The 20,096-nt window shown below is 68.7% G+C and carries 18 protein-coding genes; 6 read left to right on the top strand and 12 right to left on the bottom strand.

What is annotated here, in order from left to right:
• Positions 1-5: 5 nt before the first annotated feature.
• Positions 6-455: a D-aminoacyl-tRNA deacylase gene (gene dtd, locus QHF83_RS10415; RefSeq protein ID WP_282417627.1), complete on the top strand. Its 450-nt coding sequence runs from the start codon at positions 6-8 to the stop codon at positions 453-455.
• A 44-nt stretch (positions 456-499) separates the two neighbouring features.
• Positions 500-1,474 carry a 2-dehydropantoate 2-reductase N-terminal domain-containing protein gene (locus tag QHF83_RS10410; RefSeq protein ID WP_282417626.1) on the top strand — a complete coding sequence of 325 codons (975 nt, stop codon included), beginning with the start codon at positions 500-502 and terminating at the stop codon, positions 1,472-1,474.
• Here the strand turns inward: QHF83_RS10410 and pdxA are convergent.
• From pdxA to QHF83_RS10395, 3 genes are all read right to left on the bottom strand, one after another.
• Complete coding sequence (pdxA, locus tag QHF83_RS10405) at positions 1,469-2,521, bottom strand: 4-hydroxythreonine-4-phosphate dehydrogenase PdxA (protein WP_282417625.1); 1,053 nt, start codon at positions 2,519-2,521, stop codon at positions 1,469-1,471. The two genes, QHF83_RS10410 and pdxA, sit on opposite strands and share 6 nt — an antisense overlap.
• Positions 2,518-3,258, bottom strand: a complete 741-nt coding sequence (locus QHF83_RS10400) for a response regulator transcription factor (RefSeq protein WP_282417624.1) — start codon at positions 3,256-3,258, stop codon at positions 2,518-2,520. Before QHF83_RS10400 ends, pdxA begins: the two co-directional genes overlap by 4 nt.
• Positions 3,259-3,319: 61 nt before the next feature.
• Positions 3,320-4,768 carry a metallopeptidase TldD-related protein gene (locus QHF83_RS10395; RefSeq protein WP_282417623.1) on the bottom strand — a complete coding sequence of 483 codons (1,449 nt, stop codon included), beginning with the start codon at positions 4,766-4,768 and terminating at the stop codon, positions 3,320-3,322.
• A gap of 137 nt (positions 4,769-4,905) precedes the next feature.
• On the opposite strand from QHF83_RS10395, the gene QHF83_RS10390 reads away from it, so the two are divergent.
• Entirely contained in the window at positions 4,906-5,328 is a 423-nt protein-coding gene (locus QHF83_RS10390) for a CopD family protein (protein WP_282417622.1), read from the top strand.
• A 179-nt stretch (positions 5,329-5,507) separates the two neighbouring features.
• Entirely contained in the window at positions 5,508-7,946 is a 2,439-nt protein-coding gene (locus QHF83_RS10385) for a tetratricopeptide repeat protein (protein ID WP_282417621.1), read from the top strand.
• A gap of 66 nt (positions 7,947-8,012) precedes the next feature.
• Here the strand turns inward: QHF83_RS10385 and QHF83_RS10380 are convergent, their stop codons facing one another.
• The 4 genes from QHF83_RS10380 to QHF83_RS10365 are packed head-to-tail and all read right to left on the bottom strand — an operon-like array spanning position 8,013 to position 12,619.
• Positions 8,013-9,395, bottom strand: a complete 1,383-nt coding sequence (locus QHF83_RS10380; protein WP_282417620.1) for a hypothetical protein — start codon at positions 9,393-9,395, stop codon at positions 8,013-8,015.
• Positions 9,396-9,406: 11 nt separating this feature from the next.
• Positions 9,407-10,153 (bottom strand): hypothetical protein, encoded by a 747-nt coding sequence (locus QHF83_RS10375; protein ID WP_282417619.1) that lies wholly within the window; start codon positions 10,151-10,153, stop codon positions 9,407-9,409.
• 28 nt (positions 10,154-10,181) lie between these two features.
• The gene (locus tag QHF83_RS10370; RefSeq protein WP_282417618.1) at positions 10,182-11,393 is read right to left on the bottom strand and encodes a DUF1549 domain-containing protein; all 1,212 of its coding nucleotides are present in this window, start codon (positions 11,391-11,393) and stop codon (positions 10,182-10,184) included.
• 23 nt (positions 11,394-11,416) lie between these two features.
• Positions 11,417-12,619, bottom strand: coding sequence for a hypothetical protein (locus QHF83_RS10365; RefSeq protein WP_282417617.1), 1,203 nt, complete (start codon positions 12,617-12,619; stop codon positions 11,417-11,419).
• Between the two features lie 267 nt (positions 12,620-12,886).
• Here QHF83_RS10365 and QHF83_RS10360 point away from each other — a divergent pair, with 267 nt between their 5' ends.
• A complete protein-coding gene (locus QHF83_RS10360) occupies positions 12,887-13,639 on the top strand; it encodes a hypothetical protein (protein ID WP_282417616.1) in 753 nt (250 codons plus the stop codon).
• 21 nt (positions 13,640-13,660) lie between these two features.
• Here the strand turns inward: QHF83_RS10360 and QHF83_RS10355 are convergent, their stop codons facing one another.
• A complete protein-coding gene (locus QHF83_RS10355) occupies positions 13,661-14,509 on the bottom strand; it encodes a uroporphyrinogen-III synthase (RefSeq protein ID WP_282417615.1) in 849 nt (282 codons plus the stop codon).
• A gap of 92 nt (positions 14,510-14,601) precedes the next feature.
• On the opposite strand from QHF83_RS10355, the gene QHF83_RS10350 reads away from it, so the two are divergent.
• Positions 14,602-14,877 (top strand): hypothetical protein, encoded by a 276-nt coding sequence (locus QHF83_RS10350; RefSeq protein WP_272417137.1) that lies wholly within the window; start codon positions 14,602-14,604, stop codon positions 14,875-14,877.
• A 5-nt stretch (positions 14,878-14,882) separates the two neighbouring features.
• Here QHF83_RS10350 and QHF83_RS10345 read toward each other — a convergent pair whose 3' ends face one another.
• The 4 genes from QHF83_RS10345 to QHF83_RS10330 form a co-directional block, all read right to left on the bottom strand.
• Positions 14,883-15,371 carry a TerB family tellurite resistance protein gene (locus tag QHF83_RS10345; protein WP_282417614.1) on the bottom strand — a complete coding sequence of 163 codons (489 nt, stop codon included), beginning with the start codon at positions 15,369-15,371 and terminating at the stop codon, positions 14,883-14,885.
• Between the two features lie 34 nt (positions 15,372-15,405).
• The gene (locus QHF83_RS10340; RefSeq protein ID WP_282417613.1) at positions 15,406-18,555 is read right to left on the bottom strand and encodes an MXAN_5808 family serine peptidase; all 3,150 of its coding nucleotides are present in this window, start codon (positions 18,553-18,555) and stop codon (positions 15,406-15,408) included.
• Between the two features lie 96 nt (positions 18,556-18,651).
• Positions 18,652-18,855: a twin-arginine translocase TatA/TatE family subunit gene (gene tatA, locus QHF83_RS10335; protein WP_136930433.1), complete on the bottom strand. Its 204-nt coding sequence runs from the start codon at positions 18,853-18,855 to the stop codon at positions 18,652-18,654.
• Between the two features lie 147 nt (positions 18,856-19,002).
• Positions 19,003-20,025: a hypothetical protein gene (locus QHF83_RS10330; protein ID WP_282417612.1), complete on the bottom strand. Its 1,023-nt coding sequence runs from the start codon at positions 20,023-20,025 to the stop codon at positions 19,003-19,005.
• Positions 20,026-20,096: the final 71 nt, after the last annotated feature.

The following is a 20,096-nucleotide window of genomic DNA, read 5'->3' as shown; positions in this document are numbered from 1 at the left end:
GCGCGATGCGCGCCGTCGTGCAGCGCGCCCTCTCTGCCCGCGTCGAGGTAAACGGCGAGGTCACGGGCCGCATCGGCCACGGCCTCGTCGCGTTCGTCGGCGCCGAGAAGGGCGACGCGCAGGCCGACCTCGACTACGTCGTGAGCAAGGTCCTCGGCCTGCGCGTCTTTCCCGACGAGAGCGGCAAGATGACCCGCGCGCTCGCCGACGTCGGCGGGGGCCTGCTCGTCATCAGCCAGTTCACGGTCTTCGGCGACGTGCGCCGGGGCCTCCGCCCGAGCTTCGACGGCGCGATGGAGCCTGTGGGCGCCGAGGCGCTCTACGACCGCTTCGTCGAGGCTGCCCGGAAGAGCAGCGTCCCGGTCGAGACCGGGCGCTTCCGCGCGGACATGCGGGTCTTCGTGGAGAACGACGGACCGGTCACGATCCTCGTCGATTCGCGTCGCCTCTTCTGACCGACTTCCCAGGTGCGGCCGGCGGCGGTACGTAACGGCTCACCATGCACGTGATCGTGTTCGGAGCAGGCGCGCTCGGGCGCATCTATGGCGTACGCCTCGCCGCGGCGGGCGTTCAGGTCTCGTTCGTCGTTCGGCCCTCGCGCCTGGCCGAGACGTACTCGTTCGTCGTCGAGCAGGTGAACGGGGACAAGCGCCGCGACGTCATCGCGGAGCCGCGTCGCATCGAGACGATCCCCGCCGACGCGACGCTCGTGCTCCTCGCGGTTCGGTTCGATCAGCTCGACCTTCTGCGAAAGAACCAGGACGACGCGCTCGCCGAGGCGCTTCGCCAGGGCCCCGGCGTGCCGCTCGTCGTGCTCACGCCCGCCCTTCAGCCGCAGCTCTCGGCGCTGGAGAAGGCGATCGGGCGGCGCGCCGTCAGCGCCATGCCCGGCGTCGCGGGGTACGTGGACGACGTCGACGATCGTGGCGTCGTCCGCTACTGGTCGACCGGCATCGCCTCCACGCTCCTCGACGATGACGCCTCGGGCCCCGCGCACTCGATGTCCCGCGACGCGCTCGAGGTCCTCGCTCGGCGCCTCACGAACGGCGGCTTGCCCACGCGCTTCGAGCGCGACGTCGCCTCGCTCGACGCCGCCAGCACCGTGTCGTTTTTCCCGCTCATCGCGGCGATCGACGCGGGCCGCGGCATCGACGGCGTGCTTCACGACAAGGACCTCCTCGAGACCGCGCTCGCGGCCGCCAAGGAGTGCGAGGGCCTCGCGAAAAAGCTCGGCAAGGTCGCGCCGTGGGCGCACGTGCTCACGCGGTTCGTCGGGCCGTACACGATCAAGCCCGGCGTCGCCCTCGCGCGCCGCCTCGCGCCCGAGACCGTGCGCTTCGTCGAGCGTCATTTCGGCCCGAAGCTCCACGCCCAGCACCTCGCCATGGGCGACAGCATCCGCGAGCTCGGCCGCGAGCAGGGCCTCGACATGCCCCAGCTCGATCACCTCATGCAGCGGCTCCGCGCGTCATGACGCGCGCGCGATGAGCGACGCGCGCCCCTCGACCTTGGCGAGCCTCAGCGCGAGCCCGAGGGCGCTCTCCATCCCGCGTGGATCGGCCTTTCCCGTGCCCGCGATGTCGTAGCCCGTCCCGTGATCGACGCTCGTGCGGATCACGGGCAGGCCGAGCGTCACGTTCACCGCTTCGCCGAACCCCACGAGCTTGCAGGGGATCGTCGCCTGATCGTGGTACATCGCGACGACCCCGTCGAAGGCCCCCGCCGCTTGTTTGCGGAACGCGGTCTCGGCGCCGAGCGGTCCCGCGAGCGTCGCGGAGAACCCACCCGCGGAGAGCCGCTCGTTCGCGCGCTCGATCCCCGGCTTGATGCACGTCTCCTCCTCGATCCCGAGCATCCCGCCCTCGCCCGCGTGCGGGTTCAGCGCCGCCACGGCCACGCGCGGCGCTTCCATGCCGAGCGATCGGAGCAGCCGCACGAGCCAGTAACAGCTCGTCGACACCGCCTCGGGCGTCACGGCCGTCGGGACCTCTGCGAGCGGCAGGTGCGTCGTGACGAGCGCGGTCGTGATGTTCGCCGCGCGAAACGCCATCACCACCTCGCGCGCCCCGAGCCGCGCCGCGAGATGCTCCGTATGTCCGGAAAAACCTTTTGCTCCTCGAGCGCCGCTCGTCGCGATCGCGAACTTCGACACGGGCCCCGTCACGAGCGCGGCCGCGGTGCCGTCCGTCACGAGCGAGAGCGCCTCGTTCACCCACGCGAGCTGCGCGGCGCCGGCCTCGCGATCGGGCGCACCGGGCCGCGCGGGCGACGAGAGCTGCGTGCTCGGCCCCCACACGCCGATCTCCCCGAGCGCGAGCGACTCGATCTCCCGCGCGTTTTTCACGACGCGAAACCTCGCCGCCGCGATCTTCCCATCGTGCGCCGCGCGCCGGAGCGTCTCGGCGTCCCCGACGAGCACGCACCGCGCCTCGGCCTCGGCGTTCGCCGCCGCGTGCACCGCGACTTCGGGCCCGATTCCGCTCGGGCAACCCACGCTCACGGCGATCGTCACCCTCTTCATGCGAGCATCGCCCTCCGCAGCTCGGCCGCGTGCGTGATCGGCTGGTCCGGCGCTTCGAGCTTGTAGCCCGCGCCTCGCAGCGTCACGAGCGGCAGCGCGACCCCGAGCTTCGAGCGCAGCCTCCGCACGTGGATGTCCACCGTGCGAGGACCCCCTTCATAACGCGACCCCCACACCTTCACGAGCAGCTCCTCACGCGACACGACCTTGCCGCGCTTCTCGCAGAGGTACGAGAGCAGCGCGAACTCCTTCGCCGTGAGTGGCACGCTGCGGCCGTCGATGCACGCCTCGTGCGCCGATCGATCGACGACGAGCGCGCCGACCTTCACGCGCTCCTCCGTGGCGAACTCGCTCTTCTGCCACTCGGCCTTGCGGATGCGCGCGTAGAGTTCCGCCGGCACGTACGGCGAGAGGACGAAATCGTCGAAGCCGCTCGCGGGATCCATCCGCGCGACCTGCGACACCGAGACGGACGCGATCGCCGGCACGCCCGTGAGCCGGGGCTCGCGCCGGAGCGCCCGGAGCGCGGACGCCGCGAGGTCCGGCCGCTCCGGCGTCTCCACGAGGATCGCCCGCGCCTCGTCGTCCTCGCGCTGGAAACACCGCGCGGGTTCGTCCCACAGATCGAGCGTGCGCACCGTGGCGCCGAGGCCTCGCAGCACGCTCGCCGCGCCCTCTTCGCGTTCCAGTTCGGGGCCGTGCCCGACGATGACGATGAACGACGAGCGGCGCGGCATCGGGCGTCGCTATAAAGCTCATGCTGCGGCGCGGCAAGCGCGAGCCTGCCGCGCCGGATCTTCAGCCGATCTTGGTGCCGCCCACGGTGATCTTGTCGATCTTGATCGTCGGGCATCCGACGCCGACGGGAACGCTCTGGCCGTCCTTGCCGCACGTCCAGATGCCGTCCGAGATCGCGAGGTCCGTGCCGAGCATCGTGACCTTGCCGAGCACGTCGGGGCCGTTGCCGATGAGGTTCACGCCCTTCAAAGGCCGCGTGATCTTGCCGTCCTCGATCAGGTAGCTCTCGGTCAACGAGAACACGAAGTCGCCGTTCGAGATGTCGACCTGGCCGCCGCCGAACTTCTTGGCGAAGACGCCGCGTTTGACGCTGCGAACGATCTCGTCCGGATCGTGCGGGCCCGCGAGCAGGATGGTGTTCGTCATGCGCGGCAGCGGCGCGGCGCCGAAGCTCTCGCGTCGGCCATTGCCCGTGGGCTTGAGCTTGTAGTGCTTGGCCGAGAGCCTGTCGTGCATGTAGCCGGCGAGCGTGCCGTTCTCGATGAGCACGCTCCTTCCGGGCTCGTTGCCCTCGTCGTCGACGTTGATCGCGCCGCGCGAGGAGAGCAACGTCGCGTCGTCGATCACGGTGCAGAGCGGGCTCGCGACCGGCTCGCCGACCTTGCCCGCGTAGTTCGACGTGCCCTTCCTGTTGAAGTCGGCCTCGAGCCCGTGGCCCACGGCCTCGTGCAAGAGGATGCCGCTGTCGCCGGGGCCGAGCACCACGTTCATCTCGCCGGCCGGCGCCTCCTCGGCGTCGAGCATCGTCGCCGCCTGCCGCGCGGCTTCGCGGGCGTGCATCTCCGGCGAATGATCGGCGAAGTAGGCCGCGAGCGTGGTTCGTCCGCCGCCGCCGCTCGATCCTTCCTGCCGTTTGCCGTCGCGCTCGGCGATCGCGCGCACGCCGAAGCGGAAGAGCGGCTGCACGTCGTGCGCCATCACGCCGTCGCTCGTCGCGAGCAGGATCTCGCGGATTTCCTCGGAAAAACTCGCCTCGGCCTTCACGATGTGCGGGCCCTCGGCGAGGGCCGCGGCGCTCGCGCGTTCGAGCAGCGCGCGCTTCTCCATGCCGGGCACGTCGAGCGAGACGAGCGGCACGTCGTAGCGGTTCGGAATGTCGCGGAACCTCGGCAGCACGTGCGTCGTGCCGCCCGCGCTCGTGGCGATCTGCGCGGCGGTCTCGGCGGCGCGCTTCATCGACTCCCACGAGAGATCCTCGGTGTAGGCGTAGCCCGTCGCGTCGCCGCGCTGCACGCGCACGCCGACGCCCATGGAGACGCCGCGCGAGGCGGCCTTGAGGATGCCTTCGTCGAAGGAGAAGCCGCCGCCGGCGCGGTATTCGAAGAACAGATCGGCGTACTCGCCGCCCTTGGAGAGCGCGACGGCGAGGAGCCGGCCGCACAGGTCGGCGTCGATCTCGTTGTCCCCGCCCGGCGCGAACGGGGCACGATAGGCAGCGCTTCTTGTCATGGGCCCACCAATGTAGAGCGCGCCCCTGGATCGGTCGAGCCGAACGCCCGGAAATCCGGCCTCGGCGTGTGGTTTCTCGCGGGCTCGGGCGCAGAAAAGTCGACGTCGCTCGGGCGACGCGGTAACGCGGTTTCACGATGAACGGACCCCAGATCGCCCTCGTGTGGCTTCACGTGTCGGGCAACCTCGTCTGGATCGGCTCGATCCTCGCGGTCGCGTTCGCTCTCACGGCGGCAGGGGCGGACCCGAAGGTCCGCGGCGCGCTCGGGGAGCGGATCTACCGGCTGCTCAGCGTGCCTGCGTTCGTGCTTTCGTTCGTGACCGGCGTCGCGCGTCTGCTGATGGACACGCGTTACTACCTCGTCGAGCACCACTGGATGCACGCCAAGCTGCTCTTCGCGCTCGCGGTGATCGGGATCCACCACGTGATCGGCGGCCGGGCGAAGAAGCTCGCGCGGGGAACTGTGCAGGACGCCGGGCCGACTGCTATGATGGCCTTGATCCTCGCGGTGTCGGCGGTCATCGCCGCCTTCTTCGCGGTTTTCAAGCTGCCGAACTGAAAAAATCGGGATCTCGGCTCGCCTGAGATCGCCCGGTTTTCGTCTCGATATTCCGTTCGTACGTGACCGCGCTTGTGCGCGGCTCGTCGTTCCGTTAGATCATTAATCGTGGACGAGGCGGCGCGAAGCGTCGTGTCGTGTCGTCCCCGGGTCGCTCTCTCGAGGAGAATCCCATCGCCGTGGCGGTCGATCGCGACAAGGTGCTCCGAGCAGCGCAGAAGTTCGTCGAAGGAAAGCGCTGGGACAAAGCGATCGCCGAGTTCCAGAAGCTCATCGCCGAAGATCCGAAGGACGTCCGGGTCCTGCTCAAGATCGGCGACTGCCACATCAAGATCGAGCAGTACGCCGAGGCCATCGAGACGTACGAGATCGTGGCGCGGCTCTACATCGAGCAGAAGCCGCCCGAGCCGCTGAAGTCGATCCGCGTCTACCGTCAGATCCTGGAGATCATCGACAAACGCGCGCCGAAGCTGCTCGAGCGGTTCGGCTATGTGCTGCCGCGCCTCGCGGAGCTCTACACGCAGCTCGGCCTGACGAGCGACGCGGCCGCGGCGTACGACGACATCGCGAACCGCCTGCACAAGGCGAACAAGGATCGCGAGGCGATCGAGCCGCTGAAGAAGGTCGTCGACCTCGACCCGCACAACCCCGTGCCGCGCCTGCGCCTCGCCGAGGCGTACAGCCGCATCAAGGACACGCCGGCGTCGATCGCGCAGCTCGGACAAGCGGCGGAGGTCCTCGTCAAGATGGGCCGGCGTGACGACGCGCTGAAGGTCCTCGACCGGCTGCTCACGATCAAGGCCGACGGCAGGTACGCCAAGGTCGCGGCGAAGATGTACCTCGAGCGCGCGGGGCAGACCGACGCGATGACCGCGCTCGCGAAGCTCCAGATCTCGTTCAAGGAAAACCCGAAGGACCTCGAGACGCTGAGCTTGCTCGCGAAGGCCTTCGACAAACTCGGTCAGGCGCCGAAGGCGACCGAGGTCCTGAAGGAGGCCGCGCGCCTCGCCAAGGAGGCCAAGAAAAACGACGAGTTCAACGCGCTCGTCGACGCGCTCCTCGCGCGCGCGCCGAACGACGATGCGGTCCGGCAGCTCGCGGCGCAGCGGCCCGCGCCGCCGCGCAAGCAGGTCGAGGAAGAGTCGGTCATCGACATCCAGGAGGAGGAGGTCGACGAGATCGATTACGTCGAAGACCTGCCGCCCGAGTCGTCGATCCCGCTCCAGCCTTCGCACCACGACGACGAGGCCCTGCGCGCGCGGCACATCCTGCAGCGCGCCGAGGCAGCCCGGAGCCAGTACGACTACGCCAACGCGATCGTGATCCTGCGCGACGGCGTGACCATGGTGCCGAGCTCGCACGAGCTGCGATCGCGGCTCGTCGACGTCCTCAAGGAGGCCGGCGACGAGGAAGGCGCCATCCGCCAGATGTTGATCTTCGCGCAGCGACTGAGCGTCGAGGGCGACGTGCGGAGGGCGGCGGAGCTGCTCGACGAGGTCCTGCTCATGGATCCCGCGCAGCCCGAGGCGATCCAGATGCTGCGCGCGCTCGGCTACCAGGTCGAGGCGCCGCAGCCGCAGCCGGTCTACCCGCCGCAGAACGGCCACCCGTACCCGCCGCAGCCCGGGCAGCTCGCCGCGCTCGACGATCCGTTCACGGGCGTTCAGGCGCAGCAGCACCACGGCTACGCGCAGCAGCCGCAGTACCCGCCGCAGCCGGTCTACCCGCCGCAGCAGCCCGCGCCGACGCGTAGCCAAACGGGGCACGTCCTCGACGAGGATGTCCTCGAGCAGATCGATTTCTACGCGAACCAGGGCATGCTCGACGACGCGCGCGCCATGCTCGACGAGCAGCTCGCGCTCCTGCCGAACCACCCGCTTCTGCTCTACAAGCACGCCGAGCTCGAGCAGATGGGCCGGCCGTCCTACGTGCCGGAGCTGCCGGGCGGCGGCAGCGGGATCCTCACGAAGAAGAGCGAGTACCCGGCCGACAACGACTTCGAGACGATCCAGAACATGATCAATGAGCTGGAGTTCGCGCCCGAGGCCGCGGCGGCGCCGCCCGAATTCCCCGGGGTCAACGTCGACACGATCTTCCAGCAATTCAAGGCTGGCGTGCAGGCGCAGATCTCGGACGCGGACGCGGCCACGCATTACGATCTCGGCGTCGCCTATCGCGAGATGGGCATGTACACGGACGCGATCGGCGAATTCGAGGTCGCGGCGCGAGACCCCGCGCGCGAATGCGTGTGTCGGTCGGTGATCGGGATGATCCACCTGCAGCTCGGCAACGTGGACGCGGCGATCGACGCATTCTTGCGCGGGCTCGAGGCGCGGCAGAAGACCCGGGAGCAGGAGCTCGCGCTCGCGTACGAGCTCGCGGACGCGTACGAGGCCCGGAAAAACCCGGAGCAGGCGCTCTATTACTTCAAGCGCGCCGGGCAGATCGATTCGAACTACCGGGATCCGCGCGGCGGCGTGCAGGATCGTATTCGCCGACTGGAGCCGATCCCGGGGCCGGCCAAGCAAGCGAAGGCCGCCGGCGCGGAGCTGCTCGGCGACGATTTCGATCTCGCGTTCGACGATCTGCTCAGCACCAGCAAAGGCAAGATGCCGTAAAGGCGCCGAACGAAATGAAAAAGGGGCCCCCGGGTCGTTCCGGGAGCCCCTTTTCGTTTCAACCCGTCAAACCGGGTTTTCGTTCACGATGCCCTTGATGCTCGGACCGGTGTAGAAGTCCTGCACCCGGCGCATGTCGCCCTTGGCCACCGCGAAGGCCACGGCCGCGCCCGCCGCCGCGCTCGTCGCATTGCTCTGCTGGCCCGGCACGTTCTCGCCCGTCGTGGGATCGAACCCGTCCGTGCTGCCGTCGGCGCGCACGCCGCCGAACCAGCCCGTCTTCGTGTAGCCATTGCCCATCACGTAGAGCCAGTTCGAGTTGTTCGGCGTCCCGTCCGGCCAGCCGCCGCGGTCGCGCGGGTTCTTCGGCGTGTCGCCGTGCACCGTCATGACGATGTTGTCGGCGAGGGTGCGCGACGTGCAGACCGGGTCGGGAATGGCCGCGAGGTCGTTCACGAACTCGTCGAACATCTTGCCGAGCTGACCGACCGTATTGCGCAGGTTGTTCATGTCGTTGAACGCCCCGTGCGGATCGTCGCGCATCGCCGGCATCATCACGCTCTGCGTCAGGCCGAGCTTGAAGGCGCGCGCCGTCGTGATGAAGGCGCGGCCAATCTCGGCGAGGCGGTTCGGCGTGCCTTGCCCGATGTTGTAGCGGGTGAGGTCGTCGGCCGTCGGCGCGAGCTGCGCGGAGAGGTTTTTCCCGAGGAAGTTGGCGCTCGTCTTGCCCACGCGGAGCTGGCGCGACCAGGTCGGGCGGCCGGCCGCCGCATTGAGGCCGACGAAGGCCTTGTAATAGGCCTCGAACAGCGCCGCGTCCTCCTCGACGGCGAGCGTCACGCGGGACGCCGCGCTGTCGAAGAGATCGACCATGCCGCCCGCGTTGTTCACCGTCGCGACCTGCGGCGCGCCCGGGGCGGCGCCGAAGTTCAAGGGGTTGATCGCGATGACCGGCAGGAGCGACGGGGTTTGCCTTTGAATGGCGGCCGCCGTCGCGAGCATGCTGACGCCATTGCCGAGCGTCGCGGCGGAGCCGGGCGTCGGCGTGTGCGTCTGGTTCGTCCCGGCCATGAACGCCGAGATGCGGAAGCGCTTGTCACGCGCCTTCCAGGGGCTCTCGGGCGCGTAGACGAACGGTTTGTCCGTGTCCTTCGCGTCTTCGGTCTGGCCGAACGCGTGGAACGCGAAGTTGTCGTTGTTCGCCTTGGCGATCTGCGTGTGGGGCCAGAGGAGCTGGAACCACGCGAATCCGCCGTCGCCGGCCACGAGGTGGACCGAGCGGTTCGTCGCGGCGCACGCGTCGTCGGCCATGGCCGTGCCGGCCGAGTCCGCGATGACGTCGAGCACCTTCGCGCGATCGAGGGCGAGGACGGCGCCCATTGCGGTGGTCCAGCGCAGGAAATTGCGCCGGGCATTGCCTTGGAGGTACTTGAGCTTCTCGTCGACCATGGTCTCCTCCGTCACTCGCACGAATGGGCCGCGGCCATCATCGTACCGACCGCGATGCGCTTGCCTTTTTCCACATCGGAGGCGCTCGTCACGACCTTGTTGCAGATCGCGACGTGCGAGTCGGTCGCGGGGCGACCCGTGATGCAGGCGATGGCGTCCCGATTGCACTGGTTGTTCGCGTCGAACATCTCGACCCCGACGCCGTCGACCTTGCATTGGTCGACGTTCGGCAGGTTCGCGATGATCTCGGGCGCCGCTTGCACGAAGATGTCGAAGAGCTTGGCCGCGCCGGCCGCGCTCCACACGACCGCCTCGCCGACGCGCGCGTCGTAGCTCGCCGCGCCGAGCGCGCCGCCGCCGCCCTTGAAGAGCTGGCCTGCGGTGGGCACCTGCGCTGTCGCGTCGATGTTGACGCCGAGCGAGGTGAGCACGTTCTGGAGCGCATTGTTTTGCAGCTTCTGGCACGAATGCAGGCGCGTGCGCACCTCGGGCGGGCCCTCTTCCTGGCGCTGCGCGAGGACCTCGAATGGATCCTTGAACACGCCCTCACCGAGGTCGCCCATGTGGCTGTGCGTATTGTCCTCGTCGCCCGCGAAGACGCCCGGCTGGTTTTCGAAGTCCGTCGTCGGATCGTCGATCACCGGGTCCGGTCGCGAGAGGTTTCCGGACGGCGGCTCCTGCACGCAGGCCGTTGCGAAGAGGCCCGCGGCGAGGGCAAGGGGTGCGCCGCGGAGGAACGTCGAGATGATGCGATTCATGGTCTCTCTCCTTTCTTTCCGCATGCGCCTAGAACTTGGTGAAGTCGTCGCTGAGCAGGATCGTGCGCAGCGTCTTCTTCAGGTTCATGCCATTCGCGAGGAAATCCTCGACGTAGGGCTTGAGCACCTCGGGCGGCACCGTCGCGAGGTCCGAGACGATGTCTTCCTTCGACATCGCGAAGTTGTACATGCGCGCCACGGCGCAATCGTGGACGTCCTTGTCCGCCGCCATGGCCTGGCCGAGCGCCGGCAGGTCCGCGACGGGCTCGCCGAAGCGCCACGCCGTGCCCTCGCCGTCCTTGAGCCAGTGGGAGAGCACCGTCTTTTGCGGATCGGGCACGGTCGGGGTCTCGACCTGGCTGTCGTTCGCCCATTGCCCGTTCATGTTGAAGTTCGCGAAGAGCGGCGCGATGCGGTTGATCGTCACGTGGCAGTTCGCGCAGACGACCGACGACGTGTCCTGGAAATCGATCGGGGCCGTCGCCACCGATTCGAAGTTCCAGGGGCCCGTGTAATCGGCGCCGTTCACCTGCTTCGGCTCGGCCGCGTATTCCGCGGGGAACTTCGTGCAGACGAAGATCTCCTGCACCCAGCGCACGCGCCGGAACGCCATGTTGCCGTAGAACTGCATCATGACGCCGGGATTCGTGAGCACGCCGGCGTGCGTGGGGACGCCGTTGTCGCAATTGCCGTCGTTGAACGTGTTCGTCGCGCCGTCGTACGTCGGGCAGGTGTTCGTGGTGGCCGTGAAGAGGTCGGTGTAGGGCTTGTCCTCGATCATCACGCGCGTCGCGAAGACGGGCGCGGTGTCGCGGCTCGGCTTGTTGTCCTGCGCGCCGCCGCCCTGGCGCATGGTATCGCGCCACCATTTGATCATGCGCGCGGTGAAGCGCTGATCGGCGAGCATCGCGTCGATCTCGGCCTCGTACGCGGCGCGCTGATCGGTCGCGGTCTCGACGTTCTTGATCTGCTGGAGCGTCGGGAGGTTTCGCACGAGCTTCAGCGACGCCGTGCGCAGGGCCTCCGTGTAGCTCGTCACCCGGTCGTCGAGCACGGTCTTGTCCGGGATCGGGGGCGCCTCGGGATCGCCGCTGGTCGTGTTTTCGCCGCCGGTCGTGTTGTTGTTCCCGCCGGTGGTCGTATTGCCTCCCGTCGGCGGCTCGAGGCTACTGGGCCCCGAGCTCGAGCACGCGCCCGCCGCGAGCGCGGCGAGCAAGGTGAGCATTCTGGTCCGCTTCATGGGCCGCCTACCTTTCGTCCTCTTCATTTCTCCGCCGCGATCCAAATGGATACGCTGTCGCGGAAGTTGTTGAACGCGCCGCTCTGCCCGCCGAACTTGAACGGATGCGCGGCATTTCCGCCGGGATTCGTGGTGATGAAGATTTGGCTCGAGGCCGGGTCGTTCGGGTTGACGCGGTTTCTGATCTGCCCGCAGGCCTTCGCCGAGTCGTTATTGAGCCCCGTCATGTCGACCGCCGCGACGGCCTGGCCATTGCCGCCGCCGTGGCAATTCAGGCAGCTCCCGAACTGCTGCTTCGCATTGGCGTCGAACGAGGCGACGTCCTTGCATCCGCCCGTGGGCCCGCCGTCGCCCGCGTCCGGCGACGCCGGCTCGTACTTCTGGATGAGCTCGAACGCGAGCGAGACCTTCGCGTCCTTCGAATAATTCACGAGAATGAGCGTGCCGGGGCCGAGCGGGCCGGATTCGCCGGCCTGGTAAATCGTGTCCACGTTCGAGAAGCTGTCGACCGGATCCGGATTCGGGTCCTTGCCGAGCGGGTGCACGACCCAGAGCGGGTGGACGATCTTCACGCCCGTCTTCGAGGTCGGGTGCAATTCGATGTTCGTGAGCTCGAGCGTGGTCTCGGCGAGCAGGTCGGCCTGGAACGTGACGGCCATTCCCTCGAACTCGGGCCCGAGCGCGCCGAGGTAGATCGCATTGAAGCCCATGATGGGCACGAACGGATCGATGTGCGGGCCCGCCGCCGGCGGCGGCTGGGTGAAGTTCTTCGCCTCCTGCGCGAGCCACGCCTTGACCTTCGGCAAGAGCGTGTCCTTGAGCGCCGGCGAATCGAGGTTCGTCCCGCTGTGCCCCTTGCCCGTCATTGCATACGTGAGCAAGAGGCTGTGCTCGGCATCCGTGGCCACGACGCCCGGCCAGCTCGCGAAGGATTGATAACGATCCGGGCCGGCGAGGAAGGGCGTGTCCGCGAGCCCGGCGACGTCGTGGCAGAGGCCACATGCGCTCATCAGGTCCGCCTCCATGGACTCGAAGAGCTCCCGCCCGTTGATGATGACGGGTCCCCCACCCCCGGAACCGGCATCCTCCGTGCCGCCGCCGCCGGTGGGGCCGGGCGCGAGGCCCGAAGGCGCCTCGACACAGCCCGCAAAAGCGGCGGAAGCAGCGACCGTGAGCGCCCCGAGGCCGATGGCAATCGCTCGAAAGTATTGCTGTTTCGGTTTCATCTTCGCAAGCATGCCCATGGTTCGAGAATGGCCGAGTCGAAGACCGGCGAGAAGCCCCAAATGCTCTTGCACGCCCTGCGCCATCCGCTCTGCCTGTGCGTTTGCATCCGAGCCGTACGAACGAGGCCCTTGGGACGTCCTCACTGCGGGGGGGTGGGTGAGCGATGCCCCAGGGTGGATCTGTGTTGAACCAGGTCCAACGGACCAACCCGCGCCGATTTTTGGATCGCACAAAACTGGTCCCGATCCGCCCGGCGGATGTACCCGATGCGCATGAATCGGATCCTGCTCCCCGCCCTCGTATCGCTCCTCGCCATGGGCTGCGGCAAAGCCGCGGTCCGCACGCAAGCGCTCGCCCCGGAGAAGCCCGCTCCGGCCGTCACCGCGCAAAAAGAGACGGTCGCAAAGGCCGAGCCCGAGGCTTCCAAGGAGCAGGCGCCCGAGGAGGGTCGTCACGAGGTCGGCGATTACGTGGTGTATCGATTCTCGGGCAGCTTCCAGAAGGCGCCCGTGACGCTCACGGAGCGCGTCGTCGCCCGCGAGAAGAATGCACTCGTGATCGACTTCATCCTCGAGGAGGGCAAGGTGGCGACCGAGCTGCGCGTGCGCCTGAGCGATGCGTCCGAGACGCGCGGCGAGGTGCTCGGCGTGCAGCGCATCGAAAAAGGAAAGCTCGTGCCGGCCGGCGTCGACGAATACGAGGCGCTGATGGCGAAGACGATGGTCGTCGCCGACGAGAACGAGGCGGCCCTCGGCTCGGAGCACGTGGTCGCCGTGATGGGCAACGACCTCTTGCCCGCGAAGCGCACGAGCTTCCGCGTGAAGATCGGCGAAAAGAAGGCCACGCTCACCACGGTGGTCAGCGACAAATTCTCCTGGGGTGATCTCTCGGGCGAGATCACGGCCGATGACGGCTCGGTCATTTATCGCGCCGAGGTCGTGAACGTCGGCCACGTGGTCGAGACGAAGACGGGCAAGGAGCCCCAGGTCGCCCGCAGCGATTACGAAGATTACGAGTGATCGAAATGGCCACGCCCGGCGTCACGGGCGGCCTTTTCGCGTAAGGATCTCGTCCGCGCGGGTTGCCGCCTCCTTGACGAGGTGGCCCATCTTGGAATGCTCCGGCTCGACGTCGGGGCAAAGCCCTTCCTGCCGGAGCGCCTCCGAGCAGACAGGGCCGATCGATCCAAGGAGGCCGCGAGCGAGCGCCGCGCGAACAGGGCCGTCGATCCCCTCCTCGGCCGCGACGAGGAGCGCATGCTCGACCTGCGCGCGGCTCGTGAAGAGGGCGATCGGGATCTCGCCGGCCGCGAGCCTGTGGAGCGCGCTGCGGAGCGGCGCCGTGTCCTCGGGCAAGGCGTAACGATACACGGAGACGGGCAGGACCTCGGCTCCGCGCGCGAAAATGCCCTCGTGGAGCGCGGCGTTCGGAACGCCGTACTCCTGCACGGCGACGCGCTTGCCCACGAGCGGGCCTCGTGTGTCGAGCACGTCGAGCACCTCGCGGTGGCTGTTCGGCGCGGCGACCGTGACGAAATCAGGGACGCCGAGCTCACGGAGCGCGACGGCCGGCTTCGGGCCACGCACGACGACGGTCGTGCGGGCGAGCGCCGCGGCGAACGCGGGGCGATCGAGCACGGGCAGAACGGCGTCCACGAGGCCGCGGGTGCCGACGCCGGTCATGAGGACGACGACGTCGATCGTGCCCGCGGCGAGGGCCTCGGCAAACGCGAGCGCGCCCTCGGGCGCGTCGAGACCGACCTCCCGGAGCGCAGGCGCGCGGACGGGCAGGCCGCCGTGGCGCTCGACGAGCGAGGCCATCTCGGGCGCGCGCCGGCTCTCGAAGGAGACGACCAGGCGTCCGCCGAAGGAGGCAGGACCGGGAGACACGTGGGCCATCGTGCGTCCGCGCGTCCCGCGCCGCCAGCGCTTCGTCGAGGGCCGAGTCTGCGCTAGACTCGGATCGAGCAAGGAAGGTGCGCATGGACGAGAGCGCAGACGGGCTGCACGGAGCCGGCGGCGACCAGGAAGAGGTCGGGGAAGCGCTCGACACGAGGAAAGCAGAGGGGCCCGATCCGGTGATCGGCGCCGGCCTCGCGCTGTTCGGCATCTTCTTGATGGGCCTCGGCGGCGCGCGCGACCTGCACTACGTGTTCAACGCGGGGATGTTCATCGCGGTCGGCGGGGCCGTGACGTTCGTCCTGTTCGTCGCCCTTACGGCGATGAAACAACGCGCGGCGCGCAGCGCGAAGAGCTAGCGGACTTAGTCGACCTCTTCCTCGACCGCGGCGAGCTCGCTCTCGGGCACGCCGAGGTCCGCGGCGACGTGGTGCAGCTCCGCGCGCTCCACCTCCGAGAGCCTTCCATCCGCCACCGCGACCTTGGCGAGGAGCCGGATGACCTCGACGCGCTCGCGGCCGTCGCAGAGGCTCTTGAGCTCGCGCACGCAGAGCGTGAGCTCCTCGTCGCGGAGCTCCGGCAGCTTGCCCTTCAAGGCGTGCGTGACGGCCTCGATCGCCTCGGGGGACAAGCCCTCGATGTGCGCGAGCAAGCTGCGGAGCGTCTGCTCTTCCCCCTCGGTGAGGCGGCCGTCCACGCCCGCGACCTTGCCGAGCAGGACGACCACCGCAGCGATGTAACGAAGGACGACGGCCTCGTCGTCAGGCAGGGCGCGGCGTAGCTCCGCGAGCAACGCATCCACGTTCGGATACGTGTCCCCTCGCTTGAGGCCGAGCCAGGCTAGGAGTCCCACGACAGACCAACGTACTCGGGGTGATTCTCGGGGGTCAATCCTCGGGGAGCGCCGCCTCGCCGAGCCACTCGGCGACCGGATCGTCCGTCTTCGGCGTCTTCAGGATCGCGCCGTCCGTCCCGTCCTTGCGAACGACGAGCGTGCGGCGCGTCGTCGTGTCCGGGTTCTCGCGCGCCACGACCGTGATGACGTTCACGCCCGGGCGCAGCGGCGCATCGAACTCGAACGTCGCCTTCTTGGGGTCGGCGCCGTCGCGGTTCGACTTGTAGTAGAGCTTGCGCGAGCCGACGAAGACGTAGAGGTCGAGCAAGCGCTCGGCATCGGAAGCGGCGCCCGTGATCTTCACCTTGTCGTCGCGCGTGGCCATGGCCGCAACGCTCACGTCGAGCGTGGGCGGCGCCTTCGAGTAGACGTCCTCGAAGGACGGCGTGACCGACGGCGCGCCGCTGCCCGGCGTCGTCTCGCCGACGGACACGAAGGCGAAGCGGCTCGAACCGAGGTCGACCTTGTAGATGTCACCCGCTTTGCCCGTGATCGCCATGGTCTCGCCGGGCCGCAGCTTGCCGAAGACGAGCCCGTTCGGGTCCGCCGTCGCGAACAGCGTCGCGCCCTGCGGCCCCGCCTTCGCCGTACCCGAGGCCTTCGGGATCGTCATCGGGTTGCCGACGGGGATTTTTACCTTTTCGGTGGCGACCTCGCGCAGGTCCCGATCGCCGACGGACAGGCTCAGCGTGGCCTCGTTGTCTTGCAACTCGGGCTGCACGTCGAAGGTGAAGACCACCTTGCGCACGTCGCCGGGGTTCATGTTCGAGATGTCGAACCGACCCGCGCGAAGGAGCAGGCCCTCGCCCGAGAGGTTCGCGATGTTCGCCTGCGTCTCGAACGAGCGGCCCTTGCCGACGTTCTTCACGGTCAGGTACATCGAGACGCCCTCGCCGCGCTGGATGCGGCCGTCGCCGTTGCCGCTGCGGTCGTCGACGATTTGGTAGGCGTACTGGAAGAGCGGACGCTCGAGGGCGCGGATCGTCGGGCGAACCTCCGCCGTCGGGGGCTCGAAGCCGCCCGCGGCCTCGAACTTCACCTTCACGCCGTCCGAGCGGCTCAGCGCGTCCATCGGGATCTTGCAGACGCGCTTCTGGTTCGCGAGGCGCGGCTTCGTCGTGCCGATCTTGCGGCCCTCGACGTCGCACCAGCCGAGCGGCGCCTTCGCGGTCTTGCTCTGGCCAGGCGCGATCTTGCCGAAGACGAGCTCCTTGCCGTCGAGGTAGCCGCTGTCGCTCTCGGTGGAGGCGCGCAGGCGGTAGATCGGCTGCTTGCCGTTGTTCTTCACCGTGACCGAGAGGCTCATCGGCTCGCCCGCCGTGACCTCGTTGTTCGCGCGGTCGGTCTCGATCTTCACCTCGAGATCGCTCTTCGCCGGTCCCTGCGCGCCTTCGGGTGCGTCGGACCAGTCGTAGCCGAGCTTCGAGAGCTCGGCGGCGACCTTGTCGAGCTCGTCCTTGCGCGCCTTCTCGATGTGGTCGCGTGCGGCGTCGATCTGCGCGTTGCGCGCGACGCCGGGGGGCATGCGCTGCGCGAGATCACGCGCGAAGCGGATCGGGAAGTCGACGCGGAAGTCGTCGTCGGTCTCGCCGCCGCGCTCGCGCATCTCCTCGCGCTCGGCGCTCGTGAGCTGGTAGCGCACGACCTCGCGCGGCTTCGACCCGGCCAGGGCTTTGCCGTTCGTCAGGTGCGCCGAGAGGTCGCGCTCGCGCAGGCCGTCCTTCTGGATCGTGAGATCCATCTCGAGCTCGTCGACGGTCATCGGATCGAGCTCGATGTCGGGCGTGACGCCGACGCCCTGGATCGAGACGTCGCCGGGCGTGAGGTACTGCGCGATCGTGAGCTTGAGCGCGGCCTTCTCCGGCGTGACGTCGGGGAAGACGAGCTGCACGCTGCCCTTGCCGAACGTCGTCGAGCCGACGATGACGGCGCGATCGTGGTTCTTCAGCGCGCCCGCGACGATCTCGCTCGCGCTCGCGGAGTTGCCGTTCACGAGCACGGCGATCGGATACGCCGGCTCGGTGCCCGGGCTCTTGGCCTTCTTCTCGTCGCGGCCTTCGGAGGCGCCGACCGTGGAGACGATGACGCCGTCGGCGAGGAACTTGTCGGCGACGCGCGTGGCCTGATCGAGGAGGCCGCCGGGGTTACCGCGCAGGTCGAGCACGAGGCCCTTCAGCGAGCCCTTGTTGCGAAGGTCGTCGAGCGCGAGGTCGAGCTCCGTCGACGTCGTCGCCTGGAAGTTCTTGATGCGCACGTAGCCGATGCCCGAGGTCTCGAGCGGGCGCGACTCGACGGAGCGCACCTTGATGACCTCGCGCACGAGCTCGTAGGGCTTCGGCGTCTGCCAGCCTTGCTCGCCGTCACGCGTGACCCACACCGTGACCTTCGTTCCGGGGTCGCCGCGCAGGCGGCGCACGGCGTCGTCGAGCGGCATGTTGAGCGTCGACTCGTTGTTGATCTTGACGATCCGATCGTGACGCTTGATGCCCGCGCGCCCCGCCGGCGTGTCCGGCATGGGGTTGATCACGGTGAGGACCTGATCGCGGATCGAGATCACGATGCCGAGGCCGCCGAAATGGCCCGACGTGGAGAGGTTCATCTCCTTGTAGGCCTCGGGGCTCAGGAAGACCGAGTGCGGGTCGAGCGTGTGCAGCATGCCGTTGCACGCCGCGTACTCGACCTCGCGCAGATCGACCTCGGTGCCGCGCAGGTTTTTCTGGAGGAACGCGAAGACCTCGCGCAGGCGCGCCGAGACGTCCCAGGGGCCCTGCACGTTGTCGATGCGGAACTTCTTCTCCGCCGTCTCGACGCGGACGGTCACCTCGTTCGGATCGTCGTTCACGACGATCACCTGGGCGACGTCACGCTGGACGTAGTTCAAGGCCGAGAGGAGCATCTCCTTCGGCTTGACCCGTCCCGGCTCGACGTATTTGTCGCGGATGAGCTTGAGCGTCTCGTTGACGGCTTCGAGGCGCGTCAGATCGTAGGGTGCTTTCGCCGTCGGGCCGCTGCCCGTCACGGCGAGCGCGGGTTCGAATCCGCGCCACAGACCGCCTGCCCCGAACTGCACCGCGAAAAACGCGGCGATGGCGAACGACGCAAACGCGATGCCGATCTTCCCGAGACGCTCGAGGATCTTCATACGATTCCTCGAGTATAGGCGTCAGGGCGTCCGCGTCGACCACGCGCTGCGCCCCCGAAGGCCCGCCGGCGAAGAAAGATCGCGGGCCGACGGCGCTCAGGACGTCGACTTCTCGCCGCCCTCTTCGTCCTTCTTCGGCAGCTGCTTCGGCGGCGGTTGGTCCTCGTCCTTGAGGCCCTTCTTGAAGTTCCGGATGCCCTCGCCGAGGCCCTTGCCGATGTCGGAGATGCGCCCGGCGCCGAACAAGAGCAGAGCGACGCCCAGGATGAGAAGGAGTTCGGTGATGCTCAGTCGGCCCATGGTCGTGCTCCTGCCCGGGGAAGCTCCGAGCCTCCCGCGTCCACATCACCACCCGTACCACCCTCGGGCCTCTCCGGCAATGGACGCCAAGGCCGCAGGATCGCGGGTGACGGGGACGAGGCGCGCTGGATCCGCCGTCTTCTTTCGTCATGCGCCCGGGGCGCGGCGCGACGACAGAAATCGCGCGAAGCGGGCCGCCAGGAGCGGACCGAGCAAGCCGAGCGCAGGGACGAGGCCATAAACGAAGAGCGGACTTTTCTCGCGTTCGAGCGCCGAAAGGACGAGGAGCGCGAGCGCCGGGCCGGAGAGGCCGACGAAAAGAGCGAGCGCGCGGCTGCCAATCGAGGAAACGAGCACGGCGAGGCTCACGAGAAGGGCGCTCGCCGAAGACGTCGCGCCGAGGAGCACGGCGCGCACGGGGGCCCGGAGGTTCGAAGGGCGGCCGAGGGGCAAAAGGCCTCGCACCGAAGCGCGGGCGACGCGGACGGTCATGGGGCCGGTCGTTTCGTTCGAGGGCAAAACAAGGACGAGGTCGTCGGCCACGAGCGAGGCCGTGTCGGCGGAGAGCTCGATCGAGCGCGCCGCGAGCGCGGATCCGCCGAGGAGAGAAGGCGTCATGACGAGGCGCGGGGGCTCGCCGGGCAAGCAGATCCAGGTGGCCTCGGCGATCGGGACCGTCGCGGCATGCGGGGTTTTCGGATCTCGCGCGGCGTCGTCGACACAAGCGGCGCGGGCGTCCGTGAGGAGGCGGGACGCGAGGCGGCCGGGCGCTTCGGCTTCCATTCCCCACGCGAGCGAGGCGAGCGCGGAAAGGACGAACGCGAGGAGCCAGACGGGAAGGGCGGACGCGACGAGCGATCGCGGCGAAGCGCCCAGGGCGAAGACGGCGCGCGCCTCGCCACGATCGACGAATCGAGCTGCCGCCAAACCCGCGCCGAGGGAAGGGGCGAGCACGAGCGCGACTTCGAGCGAGACGGCGAGGGCGGCACGGGCAAACGGCAAGCCGAGCCGCACGGGCACGCTCGGCGCGAGCAGGAGCGGCATCGAACGGACGAGGCCCGCGAGGAGCGAGACCGAGGTGACGAGCGCGGCCACGAGCGAACCGTCCCGGAAGGTGGGAAGCGCGAGCAGGCGGAGCCCGGGCGGGATCGGGACGATCGAGCGGCTCATGGGTGGGACGGGTGCGGGGAGTGTACTAACGTTCCGGCTCGTGACGGACCGAGCAGCACGCAAGGAGGCCG

Source organism: Polyangium sp. 15x6, from assembly GCF_029960785.1.
Taxonomy (GTDB): domain Bacteria; phylum Myxococcota_A; class Polyangia; order Polyangiales; family Polyangiaceae; genus Polyangium.
Note: the sequence above shows the minus strand (reverse complement) of the source record. Positions and strands in the feature narration are given on the sequence as shown.

Coding starts and splice junctions, on each gene's coding strand:
- QHF83_RS10360 (WP_282417616.1), top strand. CDS start 12,887: ATGCGCATGAATCGGATCCTGCTCCCCGCCCTCGTATCGCTCCTCGCC.
- tatA (WP_136930433.1), bottom strand. CDS start 18,855: ATGGGCCGACTGAGCATCACCGAACTCCTTCTCATCCTGGGCGTCGCT.
- pdxA (WP_282417625.1), bottom strand. CDS start 2,521: ATGAAGAGGGTGACGATCGCCGTGAGCGTGGGTTGCCCGAGCGGAATC.
- QHF83_RS10395 (WP_282417623.1), bottom strand. CDS start 4,768: ATGACAAGAAGCGCTGCCTATCGTGCCCCGTTCGCGCCGGGCGGGGAC.
- QHF83_RS10375 (WP_282417619.1), bottom strand. CDS start 10,153: ATGAATCGCATCATCTCGACGTTCCTCCGCGGCGCACCCCTTGCCCTC.
- QHF83_RS10340 (WP_282417613.1), bottom strand. CDS start 18,555: ATGAAGATCCTCGAGCGTCTCGGGAAGATCGGCATCGCGTTTGCGTCG.
- QHF83_RS10365 (WP_282417617.1), bottom strand. CDS start 12,619: ATGAAACCGAAACAGCAATACTTTCGAGCGATTGCCATCGGCCTCGGG.
- QHF83_RS10390 (WP_282417622.1), top strand. CDS start 4,906: ATGAACGGACCCCAGATCGCCCTCGTGTGGCTTCACGTGTCGGGCAAC.
- QHF83_RS10380 (WP_282417620.1), bottom strand. CDS start 9,395: ATGGTCGACGAGAAGCTCAAGTACCTCCAAGGCAATGCCCGGCGCAAT.
- QHF83_RS10350 (WP_272417137.1), top strand. CDS start 14,602: ATGGACGAGAGCGCAGACGGGCTGCACGGAGCCGGCGGCGACCAGGAA.
- QHF83_RS10330 (WP_282417612.1), bottom strand. CDS start 20,025: ATGAGCCGCTCGATCGTCCCGATCCCGCCCGGGCTCCGCCTGCTCGCG.
- QHF83_RS10410 (WP_282417626.1), top strand. CDS start 500: ATGCACGTGATCGTGTTCGGAGCAGGCGCGCTCGGGCGCATCTATGGC.
- QHF83_RS10370 (WP_282417618.1), bottom strand. CDS start 11,393: ATGAAGCGGACCAGAATGCTCACCTTGCTCGCCGCGCTCGCGGCGGGC.
- dtd (WP_282417627.1), top strand. CDS start 6: ATGCGCGCCGTCGTGCAGCGCGCCCTCTCTGCCCGCGTCGAGGTAAAC.
- QHF83_RS10400 (WP_282417624.1), bottom strand. CDS start 3,258: ATGCCGCGCCGCTCGTCGTTCATCGTCATCGTCGGGCACGGCCCCGAA.